The 21,160-nt window shown below is 71.3% G+C and carries 22 protein-coding genes; 12 read left to right on the top strand and 10 right to left on the bottom strand.

The window, feature by feature from the left end; genetic code table 11:
* The first annotated feature begins 12 nt into the window (after window positions 1–12).
* The 3 genes from dhaK (at window position 13) to HD596_RS33160 (ending at window position 2,070) form a co-directional block, all read left to right on the top strand.
* The gene (gene dhaK / locus HD596_RS33170; RefSeq protein WP_185073168.1) at window positions 13–993 is read left to right on the top strand and encodes a dihydroxyacetone kinase subunit DhaK; all 981 of its coding nucleotides are present in this window, start codon (window positions 13–15) and stop codon (window positions 991–993) included.
* The gene (dhaL, locus tag HD596_RS33165) at window positions 993–1,610 is read left to right on the top strand and encodes a dihydroxyacetone kinase subunit DhaL (RefSeq protein ID WP_185073167.1); all 618 of its coding nucleotides are present in this window, start codon (window positions 993–995) and stop codon (window positions 1,608–1,610) included. Before dhaK ends, dhaL begins: the two co-directional genes overlap by 1 nt.
* An 85-nt stretch (window positions 1,611–1,695) precedes the next feature.
* Window positions 1,696–2,070: a PTS-dependent dihydroxyacetone kinase phosphotransferase subunit DhaM gene (locus HD596_RS33160; protein ID WP_185073166.1), complete on the top strand. Its 375-nt coding sequence runs from the start codon at window positions 1,696–1,698 to the stop codon at window positions 2,068–2,070.
* A 2-nt stretch (window positions 2,071–2,072) separates the two neighbouring features.
* Here the strand turns inward: HD596_RS33160 and HD596_RS33155 are convergent, their stop codons facing one another.
* The 10 genes from HD596_RS33155 to HD596_RS33110 form a co-directional block, all read right to left on the bottom strand.
* Window positions 2,073–3,695: a thiamine pyrophosphate-binding protein gene (locus HD596_RS33155; protein ID WP_185073165.1), complete on the bottom strand. Its 1,623-nt coding sequence runs from the start codon at window positions 3,693–3,695 to the stop codon at window positions 2,073–2,075.
* Window positions 3,692–4,465 carry a cyclase family protein gene (locus HD596_RS33150; protein ID WP_185073164.1) on the bottom strand — a complete coding sequence of 258 codons (774 nt, stop codon included), beginning with the start codon at window positions 4,463–4,465 and terminating at the stop codon, window positions 3,692–3,694. The genes HD596_RS33155 and HD596_RS33150 overlap by 4 nt, the downstream gene beginning before the upstream one ends.
* Before the next feature lie 73 nt (window positions 4,466–4,538).
* A complete protein-coding gene (locus tag HD596_RS62325) occupies window positions 4,539–5,351 on the bottom strand; it encodes a carbohydrate ABC transporter permease (protein WP_221519625.1) in 813 nt (270 codons plus the stop codon).
* Window positions 5,348–6,259 carry a carbohydrate ABC transporter permease gene (locus HD596_RS33140; RefSeq protein ID WP_185073163.1) on the bottom strand — a complete coding sequence of 304 codons (912 nt, stop codon included), beginning with the start codon at window positions 6,257–6,259 and terminating at the stop codon, window positions 5,348–5,350. The genes HD596_RS62325 and HD596_RS33140 overlap by 4 nt, the downstream gene beginning before the upstream one ends.
* A complete protein-coding gene (locus HD596_RS33135; RefSeq protein ID WP_185073162.1) occupies window positions 6,256–7,512 on the bottom strand; it encodes an ABC transporter substrate-binding protein in 1,257 nt (418 codons plus the stop codon). The genes HD596_RS33140 and HD596_RS33135 overlap by 4 nt, the downstream gene beginning before the upstream one ends.
* Window positions 7,513–7,604: 92 nt before the next feature.
* Window positions 7,605–8,894 (bottom strand): alpha-glucosidase/alpha-galactosidase, encoded by a 1,290-nt coding sequence (locus HD596_RS33130; protein WP_185073161.1) that lies wholly within the window; start codon window positions 8,892–8,894, stop codon window positions 7,605–7,607.
* Entirely contained in the window at window positions 8,891–9,805 is a 915-nt protein-coding gene (locus tag HD596_RS33125) for a carbohydrate kinase family protein (RefSeq protein WP_185073160.1), read from the bottom strand. The genes HD596_RS33130 and HD596_RS33125 overlap by 4 nt, the downstream gene beginning before the upstream one ends.
* Window positions 9,795–10,700 carry an endo alpha-1,4 polygalactosaminidase gene (locus HD596_RS33120; protein ID WP_221519624.1) on the bottom strand — a complete coding sequence of 302 codons (906 nt, stop codon included), beginning with the start codon at window positions 10,698–10,700 and terminating at the stop codon, window positions 9,795–9,797. The genes HD596_RS33125 and HD596_RS33120 overlap by 11 nt, the downstream gene beginning before the upstream one ends.
* A 212-nt stretch (window positions 10,701–10,912) precedes the next feature.
* The gene (locus HD596_RS33115) at window positions 10,913–11,521 is read right to left on the bottom strand and encodes an Rv1352/Rv1906c domain-containing protein (protein ID WP_185073158.1); all 609 of its coding nucleotides are present in this window, start codon (window positions 11,519–11,521) and stop codon (window positions 10,913–10,915) included.
* A 96-nt stretch (window positions 11,522–11,617) separates the two neighbouring features.
* Entirely contained in the window at window positions 11,618–12,046 is a 429-nt protein-coding gene (locus HD596_RS33110; protein WP_185073157.1) for a CBS domain-containing protein, read from the bottom strand.
* A gap of 251 nt (window positions 12,047–12,297) precedes the next feature.
* On the opposite strand from HD596_RS33110, the gene HD596_RS33105 reads away from it, so the two are divergent.
* Genes HD596_RS33105 through HD596_RS33065 form a run of 9 tightly spaced genes read left to right on the top strand, consistent with a single transcriptional unit; the run spans window position 12,298 to window position 21,155 of the window.
* Window positions 12,298–13,089: an MlaE family ABC transporter permease gene (locus HD596_RS33105; RefSeq protein ID WP_185073156.1), complete on the top strand. Its 792-nt coding sequence runs from the start codon at window positions 12,298–12,300 to the stop codon at window positions 13,087–13,089.
* Window positions 13,089–13,946, top strand: a complete 858-nt coding sequence (locus HD596_RS33100) for an ABC transporter permease (RefSeq protein ID WP_313045386.1) — start codon at window positions 13,089–13,091, stop codon at window positions 13,944–13,946. Before HD596_RS33105 ends, HD596_RS33100 begins: the two co-directional genes overlap by 1 nt.
* Window positions 13,947–13,950: 4 nt before the next feature.
* On the top strand, window positions 13,951–14,970 hold the full coding sequence (locus tag HD596_RS33095) for an MlaD family protein (protein WP_185073155.1): 1,020 nt from the start codon (window positions 13,951–13,953) through the stop codon (window positions 14,968–14,970).
* A 1-nt stretch (window position 14,971) separates the two neighbouring features.
* A complete protein-coding gene (locus HD596_RS33090; protein WP_185073154.1) occupies window positions 14,972–16,006 on the top strand; it encodes an MCE family protein in 1,035 nt (344 codons plus the stop codon).
* Complete coding sequence (locus HD596_RS33085; protein ID WP_185073153.1) at window positions 16,006–17,031, top strand: MlaD family protein; 1,026 nt, start codon at window positions 16,006–16,008, stop codon at window positions 17,029–17,031. The genes HD596_RS33090 and HD596_RS33085 overlap by 1 nt, the downstream gene beginning before the upstream one ends.
* Window positions 17,028–18,059, top strand: a complete 1,032-nt coding sequence (locus HD596_RS33080) for an MCE family protein (RefSeq protein ID WP_185073152.1) — start codon at window positions 17,028–17,030, stop codon at window positions 18,057–18,059. The genes HD596_RS33085 and HD596_RS33080 overlap by 4 nt, the downstream gene beginning before the upstream one ends.
* Window positions 18,056–19,072, top strand: a complete 1,017-nt coding sequence (locus HD596_RS33075) for an MCE family protein (RefSeq protein WP_185073151.1) — start codon at window positions 18,056–18,058, stop codon at window positions 19,070–19,072. The genes HD596_RS33080 and HD596_RS33075 overlap by 4 nt, the downstream gene beginning before the upstream one ends.
* Window positions 19,069–20,445 carry an MlaD family protein gene (locus HD596_RS33070; protein WP_185073150.1) on the top strand — a complete coding sequence of 459 codons (1,377 nt, stop codon included), beginning with the start codon at window positions 19,069–19,071 and terminating at the stop codon, window positions 20,443–20,445. The genes HD596_RS33075 and HD596_RS33070 overlap by 4 nt, the downstream gene beginning before the upstream one ends.
* Window positions 20,442–21,155, top strand: a complete 714-nt coding sequence (locus HD596_RS33065) for a hypothetical protein (RefSeq protein ID WP_185073149.1) — start codon at window positions 20,442–20,444, stop codon at window positions 21,153–21,155. The genes HD596_RS33070 and HD596_RS33065 overlap by 4 nt, the downstream gene beginning before the upstream one ends.
* Window positions 21,156–21,160 lie beyond the last annotated feature (5 nt).

Below are 21,160 nucleotides of genomic sequence, written 5' to 3'. Positions count from 1 at the left end.
GATCTTCTCACCATGAAGAAGCTCATCAACACGGCCGACTCCGTCGTCGATGACGCGCTGAACGGCATGGCCGCGGCCCATCCCTCGCTGCGGGTGCGCGACCGCGTGGTCTACCGGGCCGAGGGGCCGCGGCCGGGCAAGGTCGGCCTGGTCTCGGGCGGCGGCTCGGGGCATGAGCCGCTGCACGCCGGTTTCGTCGGGTACGGCATGCTCGACGCGGCCTGCCCCGGCGAGGTCTTCACCTCACCGGTCCCCGACCAGATCATCGACGCCACCAGGGCGGTCGACGGCGGCGCCGGGGTCCTGCACATCGTCAAGAACTACACCGGCGACGTGCTGAACTTCGAGATGGCCGCCGAGCTGATCGAGGACGTCGAGGTGGCCAGCGTGCTGGTCGACGACGACGTGGCCGTACAGGACTCCCTCTACACGGCGGGCCGGCGCGGCACCGGGGCCACGGTGTTCGTGGAGAAGCTGGCGGGCGCGCTGGCCGAGCAGGGGGCGCCGCTGGCCCAGCTCGCCGCGGTGGCGGGCGAGGTGGACGAGCGCAGCAGGTCGTTCGGCATCGCCTTGACGTCCTGTACGACGCCGCACGCCGGCAAGCCCACGTTCGACCTGCCGGAGACGGACGTGGAGCTGGGCATCGGCATCCACGGCGAGCCGGGACGGGCCCGCGTGCCGATGGTGTCGGCGCGCGAGCTGGCCGCGATCGCCATGGAGGCCATCCACGGCGACCTGCCGCTCCGCGGCGACCTGCTGGTCATGGTCAACGGCATGGGCGGCACCCCGCTCATGGAGCTGTACGTGGTGTTCGCGGAGGTCGCGGCGTTCGTCCGGGGCAAGGGCGCCCGGGTGTCGCGCTCGCTCGTCGGCAACTACGTGACCAGCCTCGACATGCAGGGCTTCTCCGTGTCGATCTGCCTGCTCGACGACGTGCTCACGCGCCTGTGGGACGCGCCGGTCGAGACGCCGGGGCTGCGCTGGGGGCGCTGATGGACACCGACGTGTTCGTGGCCTGGTTCGAGGAGGCGGCCAGGCTGGTCCACCGTGACCGCGACCGGCTGACCCAGCTGGACGCGGCGATCGGCGACGCCGACCACGGCACCAACCTCGACCGCGGCCTCACCGAGGTCCGCAAGGCGCTGGCCGAGTCGCCGCCGGGGACTCCCGGCGAGGTGCTGGCCGCGGCGGGCGCGACGCTGATCCGCCGCGTCGGGGGCGCCTCCGGGCCGCTGTACGGGTCCGTGTTCCGGCAGATGGGCAAGTCGCTGGAGTCGCCGGTGACGCTGGCCGGGTTCTCGGCGGCGTTCGAGGCCGGGGTGGTGGCGCTCGAACGGCTGGGCAAGGCCGCGCTGGGCGACAAGACCATGGTGGACGCGCTTGTCCCGGCCTCCAGGGCGCTCGCCCTGGCCGTACGTGACGGGATCGGGGTGAAGGAGGCGTTCGAGCGGGCGGCCGAAGCGGCCGAGGAGGGGGCGAAGGCCACGATCCCGATGCGGGCGCGCAAGGGGCGGGCCAGCTACCTGGGCGAGCGCAGCATCGGGCACGAGGACCCGGGGGCGGCGTCGGCGGCCCTGTTCATGGCGGCGCTGGCGACGGTGGTGGCGTGATGAGCCGTCCTGGCCTCGGTGGTGGCGCGGTGGGCGGCTTCGGTGATCGCGTGATCCGCCGCGGACCGGTCGATGGGGCCGGGTGATGGTGGGGCTGGTGCTCGTCTCGCACAGCGCGGGGCTGGCCGCGGAGGCGGCGGCGCTGGCCCGCGGGATCGCCGGTGCCGACGCGCCCGTGGCGGCCGCCGGGGGCACCGAGGACGGCGGGCTGGGCACGAGCCTGGACCTCATCGAGGCGGCGCTGCGCAGCGTCGACCAGGGCGACGGGGTGGTGCTCATCCCCGACCTGGGCAGCTCGGTGCTGACCGCCCGCCTGCTGGAGGAGGACGGCCGGGTGGTGGTGGCGGACGTGCCGTTCGTGGAGGGGGCGATCGCCGCGGCGGTGGCGGCGGGCGCGGGCGTGCCGCTGGCCGACGTATTGGAGGCGGCCGAGGAGGCCCGCACCTACCGCAAGCTCTGAGCTCAGTGCCCCCTGAATGCCTCCTCCAGCCACCAGGAGCCGTGCTCCGCCGTGACCTTGGCGTGCACCAGGAGCGGCCGGTCGCGGGGCCCGTCCACCCATTCGGCCACGCCCGCCAGGTCGCCGGGCCCGCCGACCGTCACGGCGGCGCAGCCGTGGCCCCGGGCGATGGCGGCGAGGTCGGCCGGGGGGAACGTGACCGTCCCGAGCGGGTGTCCGTGCGGCCCGAAGTGGTGGACCTCGGCCCCGTACGCCTCGTCGTCGTACACCACGATCACCATGGGCAGGCCGAGCCGGACGACGGTCTCCAGCTCCGCGATGCCCATGAGGGCGCCGCCGTCGCCGAGCGCGGCCACCGGCAGCCGGTCCGGCCGGGCGATCGCCGCGCCGATCGCCGTCGCCAGGCCCAGCCCGATCGACTGGAACGCCTGCGTGAAGCAGAACCCACCCTCATCCGGGACATCCACGAACATCGACGGATATCCCATGAAATTTCCGGAATCGATGGCGACGATCCGCTCCCGCGGCAGGAGGTCGTCCAGCCCGATGCTGAGCGTCCGGGGATCGATCCGGCCGCCGCCGCTCTCGTCCTCGTACGGCACGTCCCGCCAGCGCCCCTCGGCCCGCACGCGGGCGGCGATCTCCGGCGACCGGTAGCCCGTACGGGGCGCGACCTGAGCGGCCAGCGCCTCCGCGACGCGCGCCACGTCACCCGCCACGCCCAGGTCGGCGGGCACATGGGTCTTGAACGCCGCCGGGTCGAGATCGACCTTCACGACCTTCACCCCCGGCGAGACGAGCGTGCCGTGGCGGGTGGTCCACATGTTCAGCGCGCATCCCCAGGCGACGATCAGGTCGGCGCCGCGGATCAGCTCGGCGGCCAGCGGGGTCGCGAAGCCGCCGCTCACGTCGAGGTCCCACGGGCTGCCGCGGAAGAGCCCCTTCGCGACCGCCGAGGTGGCCAGCAGGGCGCCCGCGAGAGCGGCCAGCTCCTCCAGCTCCCGCCGCGCGTGCCGGGCGCCGCGCCCCGCGATGAACACCGGCCGCTCGGCCGCGCCGAGCAGCCGCGCCAGCTCCGCCACCTCACCCACCGCAGGAACCGCCGACGCGGTCGCGGGCGGTATCACGTCGACAGCGCCCTCGAAGGGGGCGGCCTGGACGTCGAGCGGCAGGTTCAGCAGGACCGTGCGCCGCTCCTGCACCGCCACCCGGTACGCCTCGACCGCCCGCGACACCGCTTCCTCCGGCGAGGCGACGCGCATCGCCACCGCCCCGACCGCCGTCGCGAGCGCGGCCTGGTCGATGTGGAAGTTGGACTGGACCTCCGTGGCCTCCCCCGCCAGCACGACGAGCGGCGTCCGGCTCTTGGCCGCCTCGGTCAGGCCGGTCAGGGCGTTGGTGAGCCCCGGCCCCTGGTGCACCGACACGACGCCGACCCGGCCGCTCATCCGCGCGTACGCGTCGGCCATGGTGGCGGCCCCGCCCTCGTGGCGGGCGGCGACGAAGCGCACGCCGCCCGCCACCAGGGCGTTGGTCACGTGGAAGTTCCCGCTGCCGACCACCCCGAAGGCGGTCCCGACGCCGCAGGCGGCCAGGGCCCGCCCCACGGCCTCCGCGACGATCAACGTTCCACCAGGGCCAGCACGCGCACGGGGCTGCCGGAGCCGCCCACGATGGGCAGCGGCGGCGCGACCACGACGGCGCCGGTCACGGGCAGCCGGTCGAGGTTGCGCAGCTGGGTCAGGCCGTACTTGCCCGCCCCCAGCAGGAAGGAGTGGCACGGGAAGGCCGGGTCGAAGGAGTGGGCGGCGCCGGCGTCGGTGCCGACGGTCTCGACGCCGATCCCGGCGATCGGGGTCTCGGAGGCCAGCCATTGGGCGCACTCCACCGAGATGCCGGGCGTGTGGGGGCCGGAGGCGTCGGCGTTGAGGAAGGCCGCCTGGTCGCCGGAGCGGGTGTCCCAGCCGGTGCGGTAGAGCAGCCAGCCGCCGTCGGGCAGCGGGCCGTTGGCGCGTTCCCACTCCTTGACGTGGTCGATCTGGAGGAGGAAGTCGGCGTCCTTGGACGCCTCGGCGGCGAAGTCGAGCACGACGGCGGGCGCGATGAGGCTGCGCACGGGCACCTGGGAGACGTCCTGGCCGTCGCGGGCGGTGACCCAGTGGACGGGGGCGTCGAAGTGGGTGCCGGTGTGCTCGCCGGTGTGGATGTCGTTCCAGTACCAGGCGGGGCCGCGGTCGTCGTAGCGGCTGATCTCCTCCAGCCGGAACGGGATCGTGTTGCCGAACGGCTCGGGCAGCTGGAGGATCGGCGTCTCGGACGAGAGGGGCGCCGTGAGGTCGATCACCTCGATCGCCCCGCTGCGCACGCTGTCAACGAGGCTCTTCAACACCGACATGTCATCCTCCGGGTTGGGCTGTGCGGTGGGCTGTGCGCATCCTCCTACGCACACCCCACCCCTGCCAACAACCTCAGCCCTTGAGTCCGCTGAAGCTCATCGTGGCCACGAAGTGCCGCTGCGCCAGGATGAACGCGAGCACGAGCGGCAGCACCGCGACCACGTTGCCGGCCATCAGCGCCGACCACTCGGTGTGCCGGGCGCCGGCGAAGGTGGCCAGCCCGAGCTGCAGCGTGTAGCCCGACTCCGACGAGATCGCGATGAGCGGCCAGATCAGGTCGTTCCAGGCGCCGAGCAGCGTGAACACCACCAGCGTGGCCAGCGCGGGCCGGGCCAGCGGCAGCACCACGCGGAAGAACACGCCCAGGCGGGAGCAGCCGTCGATGACGGCGGCCTCCTCCAGCTCCTTGGGCAGCGACAGGAAGAACTGCCGCATGAGGAACACCCCGAACGCCGACGCCAGCCACGGCACGATGGCCGCCCCCAGCGTGTCGATCAGGCCCATGTTCTTGAACAGCAGGAACGTCGGGATCATCAGCACCTGGGCCGGCACCATGATGGTGGCCATGACCGCCGCGAAGGCGACCCCGCGGCCGCGGAACTCGATCCGGGCGAAGCCGTACCCGGCCAGGGAGCAGAGCACCACGTGCCCGAGCACCGCCGAGCCGGCCACGATCACCGTGTTGGCCAGCCAGAGCGGATATTCGTCCTCGGTGAAGATGCGCCTGAACCCGTCCAGCGTGAAGTGCTCGGGCCAGAGCTTGGGCGGGTAGGTGTTGATGTCGGCGTCCGGCATGAACGCGGTCAGCGCCATCCACACCAGCGGCGCCACGAACAGCAGCGCGAGCGGCATCAGGAAGAGATGGGCGAGGCTGCGGCGCGTCACTTCGCACCCCTCCACAGGACCGCGCCCGACACGGCGAGCGTCACGATGAACAGGACGTAGGCGATGGCCGTGCCATAGCCGGAGTGGAAGAGCTGGAACGCCTGCCGGTAGAGGTAGAACACGATGGTCGTCGTGGAGTCGAGCGGCTGGCCCTTGGTGGTGGTGTAGACGAGGTCGAACAGCTGCAGCGCGGTGATCGTCTGCCAGATCAGCAGGAAGACCGTGGCCGGCCGCAGCTGCGGCAGCACGACGTGGCGCAGGACGTGCCGCCCGGCGCCGCCGTCCACCCGGGCCGCCTCGATCAGCATGCGCGGGATGTCCTGCAGGGCGGCCAGGTAGACCACGGCGGGCATGCCCACGCCGCCCCAGAGCGAGATCGCGACCAGGGTGAGCATCGCCTGGTCGGGGTCCTGCAGGAACCCCATCGCGGGCAGGCCGAGCGCCTTCAGCCCGGCGTTGACGATGCCGAAGTCGGGGTCGAAGACGAAGTTCGACAGGATGCCCGTGGCGGCGGCGGAGACGACGTACGGGACGAAGAAGCACGTGCGGTAGAACCCGATGAGGCGGATCTTGAGGTTGAGCGCCAGGGCCAGGGCCAGCCCGAGCACCACCGAGCCGGGCACGAAGAGCACGGTGTAGAGCAGCGTGTGCCCGGCCGCCGCGGCCAGCTCGGCGTCGCCGAGCATGTCGCCGTAGTTCGCCAGCCCGACGAAGTCGCCGCCGGTGAGCAGGTCGCCGTCCCGCAGCGAGAGCAGCAGCGCCCACACCGCGGGGAACAGGCTGAGCCCGACGATCACGAGCGTCGCGGGGAACACGAAGCCCCACCCGGTCAGCTGGGGGACCAGCCGGCTCCGCCGCGCGGACGGCGCGCTCACCCGCGCCGTCCCGCTCATCGCCGGGGCTGTCATCGCGAGCGTCCCAGCACCGCGTCGGCCTCGGTCGCGGCCTTGGCGAGGGCCTGCTGCGCGGGCGTGCCGCCGACCAGCGACTGGGCGATCGCGTTGCCGACCTTCTCGGAGAACTCCGGGTACGCCGGCAGCGGCGGCCTGGCCTGCTTGGCGTTGTCGAGGTTCGCGGTGAAGACGTCGATGCCGGGGAAGTCCTTGACGAACTTCTGGTACGCCGGCAGCGCGGTCGTGGCCTTGCGCAGCGGCAGGTTGCCCAGGCCGAGCGACCACCGGGCGTCCTGCTCCGGCTTGGTGAGCCAGGTGAGGAACTCGGCGGCGGCCTTGGCCCGGCGCGAGCCGTTGTCGAACACGACCCAGTTGTCCGGCCCGGCGACCGTCTCGTGGTTGCCGTTGTAGCCGGGCAGCACCTGCACGCCGTAGGAAATCTTGTGGTCGATGATGTCCAGCAGCGCGTACGGCGCCGCCGCGATCATCCCGATCTTGCCGCTCTGGAACAGGGGCACGAACTTCTCCCCATTTTGATCGAGATATACGGACTTATCCTGCTGAGCCATGGCGCTCCACAGGTCGAGCGCCTGCGCCGCCTGCGGCGTGTTGAACGCCGACTTCTTGCCGTCCGGCGCCAGGATCGAGCCGCCCTGCTGCCAGATCATCGGCCAGAACCGCCACACGGTGTCCTCGAGGCCGGTCACGGGGTACGCGGTGCCGTACACGCCGCCGCCGGTCAGCTTCTTCGCCGTGGCCCGGAAGTCGTCCCAGGTCCAGTCCTCGGACGGGTACGGCAGCCCCGCCGCGTCGAACAGCTTCTTGTTGTAGATGACGGCCAGGTTGTCGACCAGGGCGGGGATGCCGACGACCTTGCCGTTCACCTCCGACACGGCCCGCTCCGCCGGCCAGAAGTCGTCCCACCCGAACCCGGGGGCCTTCACGGTGGCGGCCAGGTCGTACACCTTGGGGTTGCGCGCCAGGTTCGGCATCCACGTGCCGTACATGTACGCGATGTCGGGCGCCTTGCCGCCGGCCAGCACCGCCTGGACCTTCTGCAGCATGTCGTCCACGTTCGTGGACCCGACGGCGGGCGTGATCTTCACGTCCGGGTGGGCCTTGGAGTACTCGGCGGCCAGCTCCTCGATGACCTTGGCCTGCAGCTCGGTCTGGCCGTGCCACCAGGTGATCTCGACCGGGCCCGAGGCGTCCTCGGAGGAGGAGCCGCAGCCCGTCAGCAGCCCGGCGACCAGGACGAGCGCCGCCATGCCCGCCACCCTGCTTCTCAAGACAGGGCCTCTCAAGACAGGGCCTCTCAGGACAGGGCCTCTCAGGACAGGGCCTCTCAGGACAGGGCCCCTCATGACCGGCTCCTGAGGGACTCGGGCATCAGCTCGCCGTGGGCTTCGAGCAGCGCGCCGCACAGCTCGTCGATCCGCTCGACGGTGAGCGTGGCGGCGGTGTTCGGGTCGGCCATCATGGCGTGCCGGACGTGTTCGGGCCGGCCCTCGGTGACGGCGCGCACGGTCAGCTCGTTGACGTTGACGTAGGCCCGGTTGAGCGCCGCGCACTGCGCGGGCAGGTCGCCGACGGCCATCGGGCGGACGCCGAGCGCGTCGGCCACGCACGGCACCTCCACCACGCAGCCGTCCGGCAGGTTCGCGACCAGGCCCCTGTTCTGGACGTTCCCGTAGACGACCCGGCTGGTGCCGGTGGTGACGCTGTGGATGATCTGCGGGGCGTATTCCATGGTCCCCTCCACGGTGATCGGCCGGCCCGCGCGCAGCGCGTCGCGGGTGGCCTCGTACTGGCGCACGTTCTCCTCGCTGATGCCGATGTAGGCGCCCACGGGGATCCGCAGGCGCTCGATCTCGCTCTCGTCGTGCAGGTACCAGGGCACGTACTCGGCCGAGTGCTCGCTCGTCTCGGTCGGGTAGTAGCCGAGCCTGCGGTACATGTCCACGCGCACCCGGCGCAGCAGGCCGGGGTCGCGCTCGATGGCCTCCTCCAGGCGCGGGTAGAGGTCCTGGCCGCCGGACTCGAAGCGCAGCATCCACGACTGGTGGTTGACGCCCGCCGCGAGGTACGACACCTCCTCCAGCGGCACCCCGACCAGCTCGGCCAGGTCGTGGGCGGTCCAGTAGATGGAGTGGCAGAGCCCGACGACGTTGCGCACGGGGGTGGCGGCGGCCAGGTACCAGACGTTCATGGCCATCGGGTTGGTGTAGTTGAGCAGCCACGCGTCCGGGCACACCTCGGCCATGGCCCGCCCGATCCGGTCGAGCGCCGGGAAGGTGCGCAGGGCGCGGAAGATGCCGCCCACGCCGATGGTGTCGGCGATCGTCTGGCGCAGCCCGTACCGGGCGGGCACCTCGAAGTCGACGCGGGTGGCGTCGATCATGCCGACCTGGATCATGTTGATCGCGAAGTCGGCGCCTTCGAGGGCCCGGCGCAGGTCGAGGTGGGCGGAGATCTTGACGGGCCGCCCGGCCGCGATGACGCGGGCGGCGGCCTCGGCGGTGTCCAGCCGCTCGGGGTGGATGTCGTGCAGCGCCACCTCGAACTCCCCCAGATCGGGGAAGGCGACCAGGTCGGCCAGCAGCCCTTGGGTGAACTCGACGCTCCCGGCGCCGAGAAAGACGATCTTCATAGTTCCTTCCAGGTGGGCTGGGCGGCGGTGCCGCCGGCGGCCTGGGTCGAGAGGGATCCGCAGGTCACGGCCACGCGCAGGCATTCGCGCAGGCTCATCCCGCGCAGCCGCGCGGCGAGGAGGCCGGCGTTGAAGCTGTCACCGGCGCCGACGGTGTCCACCGGCTCGACGGGGACGGCGGGGGCCCGGGCCAGCTCGCCCGCCTGCCAGGCCAGCGCGCCGTCGCCGCCGTCCTTGACGACCACGGTGGGGCCGAGCCCGCCGATCCGGGCCGCCACGGCCTCGAGGGATTCGGGGCCGGCGTCGAAGAGCCGGGCCGCGACGGCCCGGGCCTCGGCGGCGTTCGGGAGGAACACGTCCACCTCGGCCAGCACCTCCCCGAGCCCCTCCCACTCGCCGGCGGGGTCGTCGTTGGTGTCCAGCGAGGTGGTGGCGCCCGCGCGCCGCTCCTCCGCCAGGAAGCCCGGCAGGCCGGGCGCGAGCCCCGGTTGCAGGAAATAGGACGACACGTGGACGTGGCGGGCCACGCCGCGCGGCAGGTCCTCCACGGTCAGGTACGGCAGGCAGCCGGGCGAGGTGAGGATGGCCCGGTCCGAACCGTCGGCCAGCACCACGGTCATGGCCGTGGGCCGGGAGTCGATCACGCAGCGGGAGACGTCCACGCCCCGGCCGGCCAGGGCGTCCAGCACGAAGCGCCCGGCCGCGTCGTCGCCCACGCGCCCGGCGAACGCGGTCCGCAGGCCCAGCCGGGCCGCCCCGCACGCGGTGATCGCACCGGACCCGCCGAGCACCAGGTCGCCACCGGAGACGAGCTGTTCACGCTGGCCGTACGCCAACCCGCGCGGCGCCCCGGAGAGCACCACGTCGGGGTTGGCGTCACCGACGACCAGCAGGTCGACGTCACGCGCCACGGCAGGGCACGCGGTACGCGTCGAGCTCGTACTTCTTCTTCAGCGAGTTGAAGTTCTGAGCGTTCGACTTGGCGCAGAAGGCCGAGGTGGCCAGGTTGTACTCGACGTTGAACACGGCCTTGCCCGCCTTGACGAACTGGTCGTAGCCGTAGTCGTCGTTCTGCGCGGTGGTGCACTCGGTGTGCTCCCAGCACTCCTCGTTCACCGCGAAGTCGAAGTACGGCAGCAGCGCCGGGATCTGCTCGATGTCGTTCTTGAGCGCGACCGACAGGCCCCGCCTGTGGGCCTCGTTGGCGAACCAGGTGTTGTAGGCGAGCTGGTCGGCGGCCTTGAGCGGGAAGCCGCTGGCGTTGCTGTAGCCGTCGACGTTGTCGGGCTCCACGGCGTCGAACCCGGCGGCCTTGCACATGTCGAGCCGGGCCTTCATGATCTGGCCGAGCTTGCCGGTGTACTTGCGGATGTCGAGCCAGCGCTCACCCGGCCAGTCCTCCAGCGGCTTGCCGAGCACCTCGGCGGGGAACTGGCTCGCGTCCGGGCGCCAGTCCTCGAACGTGCCCGCGCTGATGTAGCAGACGACGCCGCGGCCCGGCTTGTCGGCCTTGAGCGACTTGACGATCGCGCCGTCCTTGGCGGCGAAGCCGTCGATGTCGAACATCTGCACGTTCGGGTACGGCTTGGCCGGCAGGGAGGAGAGCTGCCACTGCCAGGACGTGTTCAGCGCGGGCCGCCAGCAGCCGTTGCAGGCGACGGGGGCGGGCAGCGCCCTGGCCTCGGTGGCCGCGGCGGCTGCGGCGGCGGGCGCGGCGGCTACGGCGGCGGCCTCGGCGGCGGGGGCGGTGACGAGGGCGGTGACGGCCAGGGTGGCCGCGGATATGAGGGCAGGGAGACGACGCACAGGCACTCCTCGCGAACGGGTCGGGTTCGGATTAGTGGCGCTGCGCGCTGTTCCGCACTCTCCGAGCCGCGTCCTGGCCAAGGACGCCGGAGTGGCGTGGCCCATAACCGTAGGACGTCACGCCAGCACGCTCCAGGCGTGCCTCCCTTCTTGTTTGCCGCACAGAATTGCGCATTCTTGCTCTTTTGTCCAGAGTTTGACGCACAAAAGCATCATGCCCTGATCCACTCCGCGCATCCGGCGGTCCTGAACGCCTTGTCCGTGGCCAGGATGGTGACGCTGGCCGGGCCCGCCGGCATGCCGGTCGCGATCTCGCCCCCCGTGGCGCTGCGCAGCCTGGCCCAGTAGCACATGGGGATCCCCGCGGTCGGGCCCGCCGTACGGTAGGTGCCCGGCTGGATGTCCGTGCCCACGACGAGCGTCCGCATGGACACGGAGTTGAAGGCAGGGTTGCTCCCGGTCCCGCCTGTCGGCTGACCGGTCTGACCCGGCCCTGTCTGACCGGGCGGCGTGGCACCCGGCTGGGTAGCACCCGGCTGGGTGGCGCCCGGCTGGGTGGCGCCCGGCGGCTGCGTTCCCTGGGGCGACGTGGGCTGGGTGGGCTGGGTGGGCTGGGTGGGCTGAGTGGGCTGAGTGGGCTGAGTGGGCTGAGTGGGCTGGACCGGTGATGACGGGTCGGGGCCGGTGGCCTCGGATTCCGGGGGCTGCGTGTCCTCGACCGTGACCGTGACCCGGGGGGCGGGCGCACCGGACGCCTCAGACGCGCCGAACCCCACGAAGACCCCCAGCAGGAACCCGAGGAGCGCGGCGAGCCCGGACACGAGCACGATGATCGTCGGACTGCTTGTCGCCCGCGGATACTCAGGCGGATATTCAGGAGGAGGCCCGTACATCACGGACCAAGGGTGCCATCCCTATCAACGGTGGAGATAGTCGACGAGCGACGCCTTCTCCGTCTCCAGCTCCTCGATCGCGCTCTTGACCACGTCGCCGATGCTCACGATGCCCACGAGCCGGCCGTTCTCGACCACCGGCATGTGCCGGAACCGCTGCGTGGTCATGATCTGCCGCAGCGAGTCGACGTTCTCGCCGGGCCCCACCGTACGCACCTGGGAGGTCATGATCGCGGAAACCGGGCCGTCGAGGATCGCCGGGCCGCGGTCGTGCAGGCGGCGCACGACGTCGCGTTCGGACACGATGCCCTCGATGGTGAGGCCGTCGGTGGAGACCACCACGGCACCGATGTTGCGTTCGGCGAGCGTGGCCAGCAGCTCGCGCACCGTCGAACCGGGCGACACGGTCGCCACGTCACTTCCCTTTGCGCGGAGAATCGTCCCAATGAGCATGTGCACCACCTCTTGCAGCTCAGTCTTCCAGGCCTTGCGTACAGGCAAACAACCTCACGGGGAGCGCGTCAAGGGGAGCCGGGTTGTAACGGCGCGGTCACTTTTCGTGCCTGGCTGACAACATGTGACCTGCGTCTCATACCTTTCGCGCAAATTCCCACGAAAGCATCGACTACTAGACAACCCGTCAGTAGGGTTGCCACTCATCCGTAGGCGGCGGAGGTGGTCATGGCGGTAATCCGAGGTCGCCGATGACCCTGTCCGGGTACATCGGACGCCGGGCCGGGTCGACACTCGGCCAGATCGGTGAGCTGTTCGTCATCGTCCTGGAGGGGCTGCGCAGGACCTGGGACGTCAGGCGCTGGTGGTGGGAGTTCGTCGAGCAGTGCTGGTTCCTGGCGCGGGTCACCAGCGTCCCGGTCCTGCTGGTCGCCCTGCCGCTGGGCGCCACCGTGGCGCTCCAGGTGGGCGAGTTGGCCAGGCAGCTGGGCGCCAGCTCGGCGACCGGCAGCGCGGTCTTCGTCGGGCTCATCCGCGAGGTGGCGCCGCTGGCCAGCGCGCTGCTGATCGCCGGGGCCGGCGGCAGCGCGATGACCTCCGACATCGGCGCGCGTCACATCCGCGACGAGCTGAGCGCGATGGAGGTCATGTCGGTCAACCCGATCCACCGCCTGGTCACGCCGCGCATGTGGGCGGCCAGCACGATCGCGGTCTGCCTGTGCCCGCTGGTCATCCTGGCCGGCGCGAGCGGCGGCTACTTCTTCAACGTCATCGTGCAGGGCGTCACCCCGGGCGCGTACTTCGACGGCGCGTTCTCGCTGGTCGTCGCCTCCGATCTGTACGTGACGCTGTTCAAGGCGTGGATCTTCGGGTTCATCGCGGCGGCGGTCGCCTGCTACAAGGGCATGACGTGCGCCTCCAGCCCGGTCGGCGTGGGGCGGGCGGTCAACCAGGCGACCGTGGTGACGTTCATGCTGGTGTTCGCGTTCAACTACGTGATCTCGGCCGTCTACTTCCTGGCGTACCCGCCGAGGTCGTTGTGATGATGGTGACGCGCACGGCCGGTCTGCGGCTCGCCCTGCGGGGCCGGGACGTCGCCGAGCGGTTCGCGACGCTGGCCGACTGGCCGCTGTTCGTGTGGAAGGTGCTGTTCTACTCCGTACGCGACGTCGTCCTGCGGCTGAAGTTCTTCAAGGTCGTCATCAGGCAGGTCAGCGACGTCGTGGTGGGCGTCGGGGCGACCGTCATCGGCGGCGGCATGATCTTCGTGGTGTTCACGATGGCGTTCGTCGTGGGCGCGACCGTGGGCCTGCAGGGCTACCAGGGGTTGCAGGCGATCGGCGCGGAGTCGTTCATGGGCCTGGTGGGCAGCTTCGCGAACGTCCGCGAGATCACCCCGATCATCGCCGCGACGGCGCTGGCGGCGCAGGTGGGCTCGTCGTTCACGGCGGAGCTGGGCGCGATGCGGATCTCGGAGGAGATCGACGCGCTGGAGGTCATGGGCATCAACGCCTTCACGTACCTGATCTGCACCAGGGTCGTGGCGGCGCTGCTGGCGCTGGTGCCGATCTACCTGATCGCGCTCTTCGCCAGCTTCTTCGCCACCCGGCTGATGTGCACGGTGCTGTTCGGCCTGGCGCCGGGGGTCTACGACTACTACTTCTACCTGTATCTGCCGGTCCGGGACATCGCGTTCAGCGTCACCAAGGTCGGCGTGTTCGCCTTCGCGGTCATCGTGATCCACTGCTACCACGGCTTCCACGCCACCGGCGGCCCGGTGGGCGTGGGCGTGGCGGCGGGCCGCGCCATCCGCCAGTCGATCGTCACGATCGTGCTGCTCAACCTGCTGCTGTCGTACCTGTTCTGGGGCAGCGGCGGCAACATACCGCTGACGGGGTGAGCCGGTGGGCCGATTCCAACTCTCCCTCGCCGCCCGGGTGGGCATCGCGTTCGCCGTGCTCGTCGTGCTCGCCGCGGCCACCCTGTACGTCGTCCGCACCGCCACCGAGCTGAGCGGGACCAGGATCGACGCCGTGTTCGCCAGGGCCGGGCAGGGCCTGGACGCCGGCTCCCCCGTCAAGATCCGCGGCATCACGGTCGGCAAGGTGACGGGCGTGTCGCTGGACGCCAGGGGCCGGGCCGTGGTGACCACGCACCTCGACCCCGGTGTCAAGGTCCCCCGCTCCACGGTCGCCTCCGTCGAGCCGGCCTCGGTGTTCGGCCCCAAGTTCCTCGACCTCAGGCCCGGCTCCGGCGAGACCACCGGCCCCTACCTGGCCAGTGGCGCCGTCATCACCGACACCGAGGGCCCGCTCGACCTGTCCGACACGCTCGGCGCCGCCTACCGCGGCCTGGACGCCGTCGATCCGCGCGAGGTCACCGTCATCGTGCACACCCTGGCCCAGGGCCTGGACGGCGAGGGCGAGAACCTGCGCGAGCTGATCGGCGACGCCGGCACGCTCGTCGGCGTCGCGCACCGGCAGCGCGGCCGGGCCCGGCAGTTCCTGCACGACGCCGCGCTGCTGGGCACGGCCCTGCAGGACAAGGGCGACGACCTCGTCTCGATCTCCTCCGACGTCAACGTCATCACCCCCGACCTGCTCGCGCGGGCCGACAAGGTGCGCGCCCTGCTGGACGAGGTCACCTCCGTCTCCGGCCTGGCGGCACACGGGCTGGCCAAGCACCGCCAGGACCTGCGGGCCGGCGTGCACTCCGCCGAGCGGGTGGCCGCGCTCATCTACGCCCAGCTCGGCCTGGCCGGCGACGGCGTACGCGGCCTGAACAGGCTGGTCGACCTGCTCAACGAGCTGATCGAGGCGCCCGGTCCTGGCAACACCCGCCAGCTCCAGGTCGAGGCGTTCGTGGCGACCGACCTCTGCGAGCTGGTCGTCGGCGCCTGCGGCCCGACCGACGGGAGGCGCTGACATGCGCCGGGCCTGGACGTTCGCGCGGTTCGCGGTCTTCGTCGGCGTGTGCGTGACGCTGATCGCGGTGATCGGCGTGCAGATCGCCCGGGTGAGCACGGGCGCCGGCTACCCGCTGGTCGCCGTGTTCGACGACGTGTCGGGGCTGAACGAGGGCGACCAGGTGAAGATCGCCGGAGCGCCCGTGGGCCAGGTGGACACGATCAAGGTGGTGGACGGGCGGGCCGAGGTGACCATGGAGGTGCAGCAGGGGATCACCGTGCCCGCCGACACCGAGGCCGCCATCCGCTGGCGCAACGCCGTCGGCCAGCGCGTGGTCTACCTGCTGCCCGGCACCGCGCCCGGCAGGCTGGCGCCCGGGGCGCGCATCACCCGTACCTCCTCCGTCGTGGACATCGGCCAGCTCGTCAGCGACCTCGGCCCGCTCACCCGCAGCCTGGACCCCGACCAGATCAACCAGCTCCTCACCGCCGCCGCCAGGTCGCTCAAGGGCAACGAGCAGAACATCCCGAGGCTGCTCGACAACGTCAACGCCATCACCACCACGGTCACCGAGCGCAGGAAGACCATCGAGCAGTTACTGAAGGACTACGCCACCGTCACCGGCGTGGTCGCCCGGCGCGACAAGCAGATCGAGCAGCTCGTCGACAACCTCGTCACGCTGTCGGAGGCGTTCGCCGACAACCGCGAGCTGATCGACGAGTCGCTGGTGGAGCTGTCGACGACCGTGCACACCTCCAACGAGGTGCTCGGCAAGAACGCCGACGAGCTCGGCCGGCTGGTCGACAACCTGGCGGGGCTGACCGGCGGCATCAGGCGGCACGTGAACGAGATCGACAGGACGGTCAGCACGTTCCAGCCGCTGTTTGCCCGCGCGTACCAGACCGTGGACCGCGGCCACTACTTCATCACCGCGGTCCCGTGCGTGGCGCTGAGCGCCGCGCCCTGCCCGTACGGGATGAAGGCGCCGCCGCCGCTGCGCAACACCCGGGTCCAGAGCACGAAGGACCTGCAGAAGCTCCTGGTGGGCGAGTGATGGCGCTCAAATCCTTCCGCGACCGCAACCGGATCGTCGTCGGCCTCGTGTCGCTGGCCACGCTCGCCGCGATCCTGGTCGGCACGTTCCTGGTCGGCAACCTGGGGCTGCTGGAGGGCGGCTACTCCATGTCGGGCGTGTTCGTGGACTCCGGCGGGCTGCGCACCGGCAACGACGTCAGGGTCGCCGGGGTGCGCGTCGGCAAGGTCACCGAGGTCCGCGCCGACTACGCGCAGGGCGAGGTCGTGGTCACCTGGAAGGTGGACGACGGCGTGCGGCTCGGCCGCGGCACCCGCGCCGACATCGCCCTGTCGAACCTGCTCGGAGGCCGGTACGTCAAGCTCACCGGCCCCGTCACGGCCCCGTACCTGGACCAGTTCCCCGAAGCGCAGCGGCGCATCCCCGTGACGCGGACCGGCGTGCCCACCCTGATCAACGACGCCATCAAGGACGCGACCCGGCTGGTCCAGCGCCTGGACACCGACGCCGTGGACGACCTGCTCACCGAGCTGGACAAGGTCGACCTCGGCAAGCGCGGCCGCATCACCCGGCTGCTGCGCAACATCGGCGACCTGTCGGACACGATCAGCAAGAGCGAGCCGCAGCTGCAGCGGCTCATCGACAACGGCACCCGGATCATGAACGTCCTGGAGAAGAAGGACCGGCAGCTCGCGCGGCTCATCGACGCCATCGGCGTCATGCTGGCCGAGCTGCGCAGGCGGCGCGAGGAGCTGCGCACGCTGCTGGGCGACGGCAGCGACCTGGTGCGCAGCACGACCAAGCTGATCAACGAGCACGAGAAGACCCTCGTCCAGGTGCTGGACGACAACGCGGCCATCACGACGCGGCTCAGCGGCAGCAACAAGCAGTTCAATTCGCTCCTGGCATGGGCGGGCCCGACGTTCTCCGGCCTGTCCACGATGGGCGGTCAAGGCCCGTGGCTCGAGGCCATAGCCACGGGCCTCGGCCCCATCAACCCCGAGGTGCTCGCCGCCATCCGCAATGACAGGAAGAGCGCCAAATGAGAAGACTCGTGGCGATCCTGCTGGCCGTGGCCGGGGTGTTCCTGACGTCGGGGTGCACCGTGCTGGGGCCGGAGCCGTACCGGCTGGTGGCGATCTTCCGCAAGGCGCCCTCCCTGTACGAGCAGGCGCGGATCAAAGTGATGGGGCTGGACGCCGGATATGTCGAGAAAATCCGGATCGATGGGGACAAGGTGAGAGTCGACCTGCTGGTGGACCGGCAGGTGCCGCTCCCGGCCGGGGTGAAGGCCGTGGTCGCGCCGCAGAACACGCTCGGCGAGCGGAACGTCGTCCTCTACCCCCCGTGGAAACCCGGCGACCGGAAGGTCGCGCCGGGGACGGTCATCCCCCTGGAGCGCACCGACCTGCCGGTGGAGATCGACGACGCGCTCGACGCGTTCACCAAGCTCACCGACGCGCTCGACGACAAGAAGCTGGGCTCCGTGGCGAGCGACCTGGCCGACGGGGTCAGGGGGCGCGGCAAGACCATCAACAACGCCATCGACGACACCTCCCGGCTCACCGGCACCCTGGCCAAGCAGGATCAGCAGCTCGTCGACCTGGCCAAGGGGCTGAACCGGCTGGCCACCAGCCTCAACCGGCGCGAGAGCCAGGTGACGGGCGCGATCGACGCGTTCGCCGAGGCCAGTTCGATCCTGGCGGAGGAGCGGCGGCGGCTGCGCGACTTCATCACCGGCATCTCGGACTTCGTCCGGCGCGGCGACGTGATCATCGAGCAGTACTCCGAGCGGCTCCCCCAGGCCGCCGGGACGCTGGCCGAGCTGGTGCTGACCATGCGGGCCAACAGCGAGTCCGTGGCGCGGGCGGTCAAGGGCGCCGCCGACTTCGCCGACGTGGTGATCGACTCGTGGGACAGGAAGCAGCACGTGCTGAAGATCCGCGTCGTGCTCAACGCGATGACCAGGGCGTGGCTGACGCCGCTGTTCGAATCGCTGAACCTGGGGCGGGTGCCGTGCCTGCCCGCCGGGCTGAGCAACTGCCCCTACGAGCAGCAGGGGAGGCGGCGATGAGGGCCCGCCTGCTCGCCGCCGTCCTCGCACTGGCGGTGTCGCTCTCTGGCACGGCGTCGTGCTCGCTCCAGACGCTCGGCGCGACCACCGGCGACCTGACCCTGCACGCGGTCTTCGACGACGTGCAGAGCCTGGTGGCCGGGCACAGCGTGCAGATCTCCGACGTACGGGTGGGCACGGTCACCGACATCCGGCTGGAGGGCTACCGGGCCAAGGTGACGATGTCGATCGTGTCCAGGTACCGGGTGCCCGAGGGCAGCACGGCCACCGTGGCCAAGACCTCGGTGCTGGGCGAGAACTACGTCCAGCTCACGCCGCCCGCGGGCAAGGACCTGGCCACCGGGCCGTACCTGCGCAACGGCGCCACCATCGCCGAGACGTCGGTCGAGCCGGACATCGAGCAGGTCACCGCGAAGGCGGGGCCGCTCATCGAGGCGCTCGGCGCGCAGGACGTGAACGCCATCCTCGACGCGGCCTCCACCGCCTTCGCCGGGAAGGGCGACGACGTCAACAAGCTGATCAAGCAGACGGCCGAGGTCACCGACGCCTACGCCGCCGCCCGGCGGGACCTGGGCACCAGCATCGACGCCCTGGCCAAGCTGGGCGACGACCTCGCCAAGGGCAGCGGCGAGCTGGACCGGCTGCCGGGCACGCTGGCCGCGGCCACGGCGCGGATCGCGCACGGGCGCGCGCACGTCAAGAAGACGATCATCGCGCTGACCAGGCTGGCCAAGGAGGCCAACCTCACCGTCTACCCGCGCCACGCCGCCCGGCTGCGGACGCTGCTGCTGGAGCTGGAGGCCATCTCGTCGGCGATGCAGCGGGGCAAGGAGGACCTGAAGACGCTGGTGGCGCGGCTGCAGAAGTTCATCGACGCGCCGCCGATCACGGTCAACGGGCAGGTGCTGATCTATCTGTGGCTGAAGGGCGTCCTGCTGCCCAAGAAGTCGTCGCAGGGGCCGCTGCCGAACCGGATCGAGGACTTCCGCCTGCTCCTGGAGCCGCCGCGATGAGGAACCGGATCTATCTGAACCTGGGCGTCTTCGCCGTCCTGGGCGTGGTGATGACCGTCTGGGCGTTCAGCACGATCATCCGGCTCGACGCCATCGAGCGGCCGTACCGGGTCTCGGCCGAGTTCGTGTCGTCGCCGGGGCTCATCCGGGGGTTCGACGTGGCGTACCTGGGGGTGCGGGTCGGCAAGATCGGCGACGTGCGGCTGGCGCCGGGCAAGATCGTCGTGGGTCTCGACATCGACAGGGGGATCCGGCTGCCGAAGGGCGCCACGGCCGAGGTGCGGCGCAAGTCGGCCATCGGGGAGCCGTACGTGGAGCTCTCGCCCCCCGCCACCGGCGTGACGGGCCCCACGCTCGCGGCCGGGGACACGATCCCGCTGGCCAAGACGTCGGTGCCGCTCGACTACAAGAAGCTGTTCGAGGGCGTCGGCAAGCTGCTGAACGCGGTGCCGCCCCGGGACGCGAAGACGATCACGCATGAGCTGGCCGTGGCGCTGGACGGGCGGGCCCCGGCGATCAGGAACATCATCGACGACGCCCACTCCCTGACCGGCACGCTGGCCGACAACGCCGCCGTTCTCGACGACCTGTCGGTGCAGCTCACCCGGCTCACCCACACGCTGGCCGGCAAACGGGGCGAGCTGGCCTCCGGGATCACCGACCTGAGCACGGTGACGAGCACGCTGCGCGCCTCCCGCGCCGACCTGAACACCTTCCTCGACCGGGGGCCGGGGGTGTTCGCCCAGCTGGACGCGGCCGTCAAGAAGTCCAGGCCGGGCTTCTCGTGCCTGCTGACGGCGCTGGGCCAGCCGCACCGGCCGGCGTTCTCGCCGGAGACCGAGCGGAACGTGCACCACCTGCTCAGCATCGTCCCGACCGCGCTCAGCCTGGCGGACGACATCAGCGACCGGCACGGCGACACCGTCTACGGGAGGGCGGCGTTCATCTTCAGCGTGCCGGGCGGGCCGGCCCCGGCCGAGGAGTACGCCGGCGCGGTCGGCCCTCCGACGGTGCCCGCCCTGCGCTCCTGCCCCTCCCCCGCCGCCGGTGACCCCTCGGACCCCGACGACTCCCCCGCAGAACGCCGTACGGATCGCCGTACGGATCCTCGTCAGGACGCCGCCGGACCGGCGGACACCGCCTCGCCCGCCGAGTCCGCGCGCCCGGTGGCGAGAAACACCGACAAACCGAAGCGGCGCCCCGAGGCCACCCCGTCGCCCAGCGGCGCGGCGGCCGCAGGGCCCGCGTCCCGCACCCCGCCGAACGCCACCCCGCTGATTGCCGGGATATTCCTCGCCGTGGTGGCCGGCGGTGGCATCGTGGGCTGGATCGCGACGGGCCGGGCCGCCCGCCGCCGTGAGGAGTCGCAATGACCACCAAGCAGGACCTCGCCGAGGACGCCCGCACCGAGGAGGCCCCCGCCGAGGAGGCCCCCTCCGAAGGGGCCCCCGCCGAAAAGGCTCAGGCCGAAGAGGCGGCGGGCGAAGAGGCGGCGGGCGAAGAGGCGGCGGGTGGTAAGGGCGGGGCGCGCGTCACGCGGGCCCGGGTGCTCGGGACGCTGGCGGCGATGCTGGTGGCCGCGCTCGCCGCCACCGCCGTGCTCCAGTGGATCTCCGCCTCCCAGGCCGAGGCCGCGCGGGCCCGGCTCGAGTCCGAGCGCGCGCTGCGGCTGGAGGTGTCGGGGGCGGCGACCGCGTTCAGCAAGGCGCTGCTCAGCTACGACTACCAGAACCTCCAGAACACCCGCTCCACCCTGGCCGCCCAGGCCACGGGCGACTTCCTGGCCACCTACGACGCGGCGTTCGGCGGGGCGATGGCGCAGGTCATCGTCAAGCTCAAGGCCACCTCGCAGGCCACGGTGCGCGAGGTCTACCTGGCCGACGTGGACGAGGCCACCGCGCACGCCATCGTCGTGGTCGACCAGCAGGTGAACACCTCCGAAGCGATCCGCTCAGTGAAGGACTCGCACCTTAAGATCAGCCTTGTGAAGGAGAAGGGGACCTGGAAGATCCATGACGTGACCGTTCTCGGCGCGGCCTCGGAGGACCAGTACAACCTCACCGGCGACAAGAAGAAGGACTGACCATC

This window comes from Nonomuraea jabiensis (assembly GCF_014204795.1).
Classification (GTDB): domain Bacteria; phylum Actinomycetota; class Actinomycetes; order Streptosporangiales; family Streptosporangiaceae; genus Nonomuraea; species Nonomuraea jabiensis.
The sequence above is the reverse complement of the archived record's forward strand: the minus strand, read 5'-3'. Positions and strand labels throughout refer to the sequence as shown.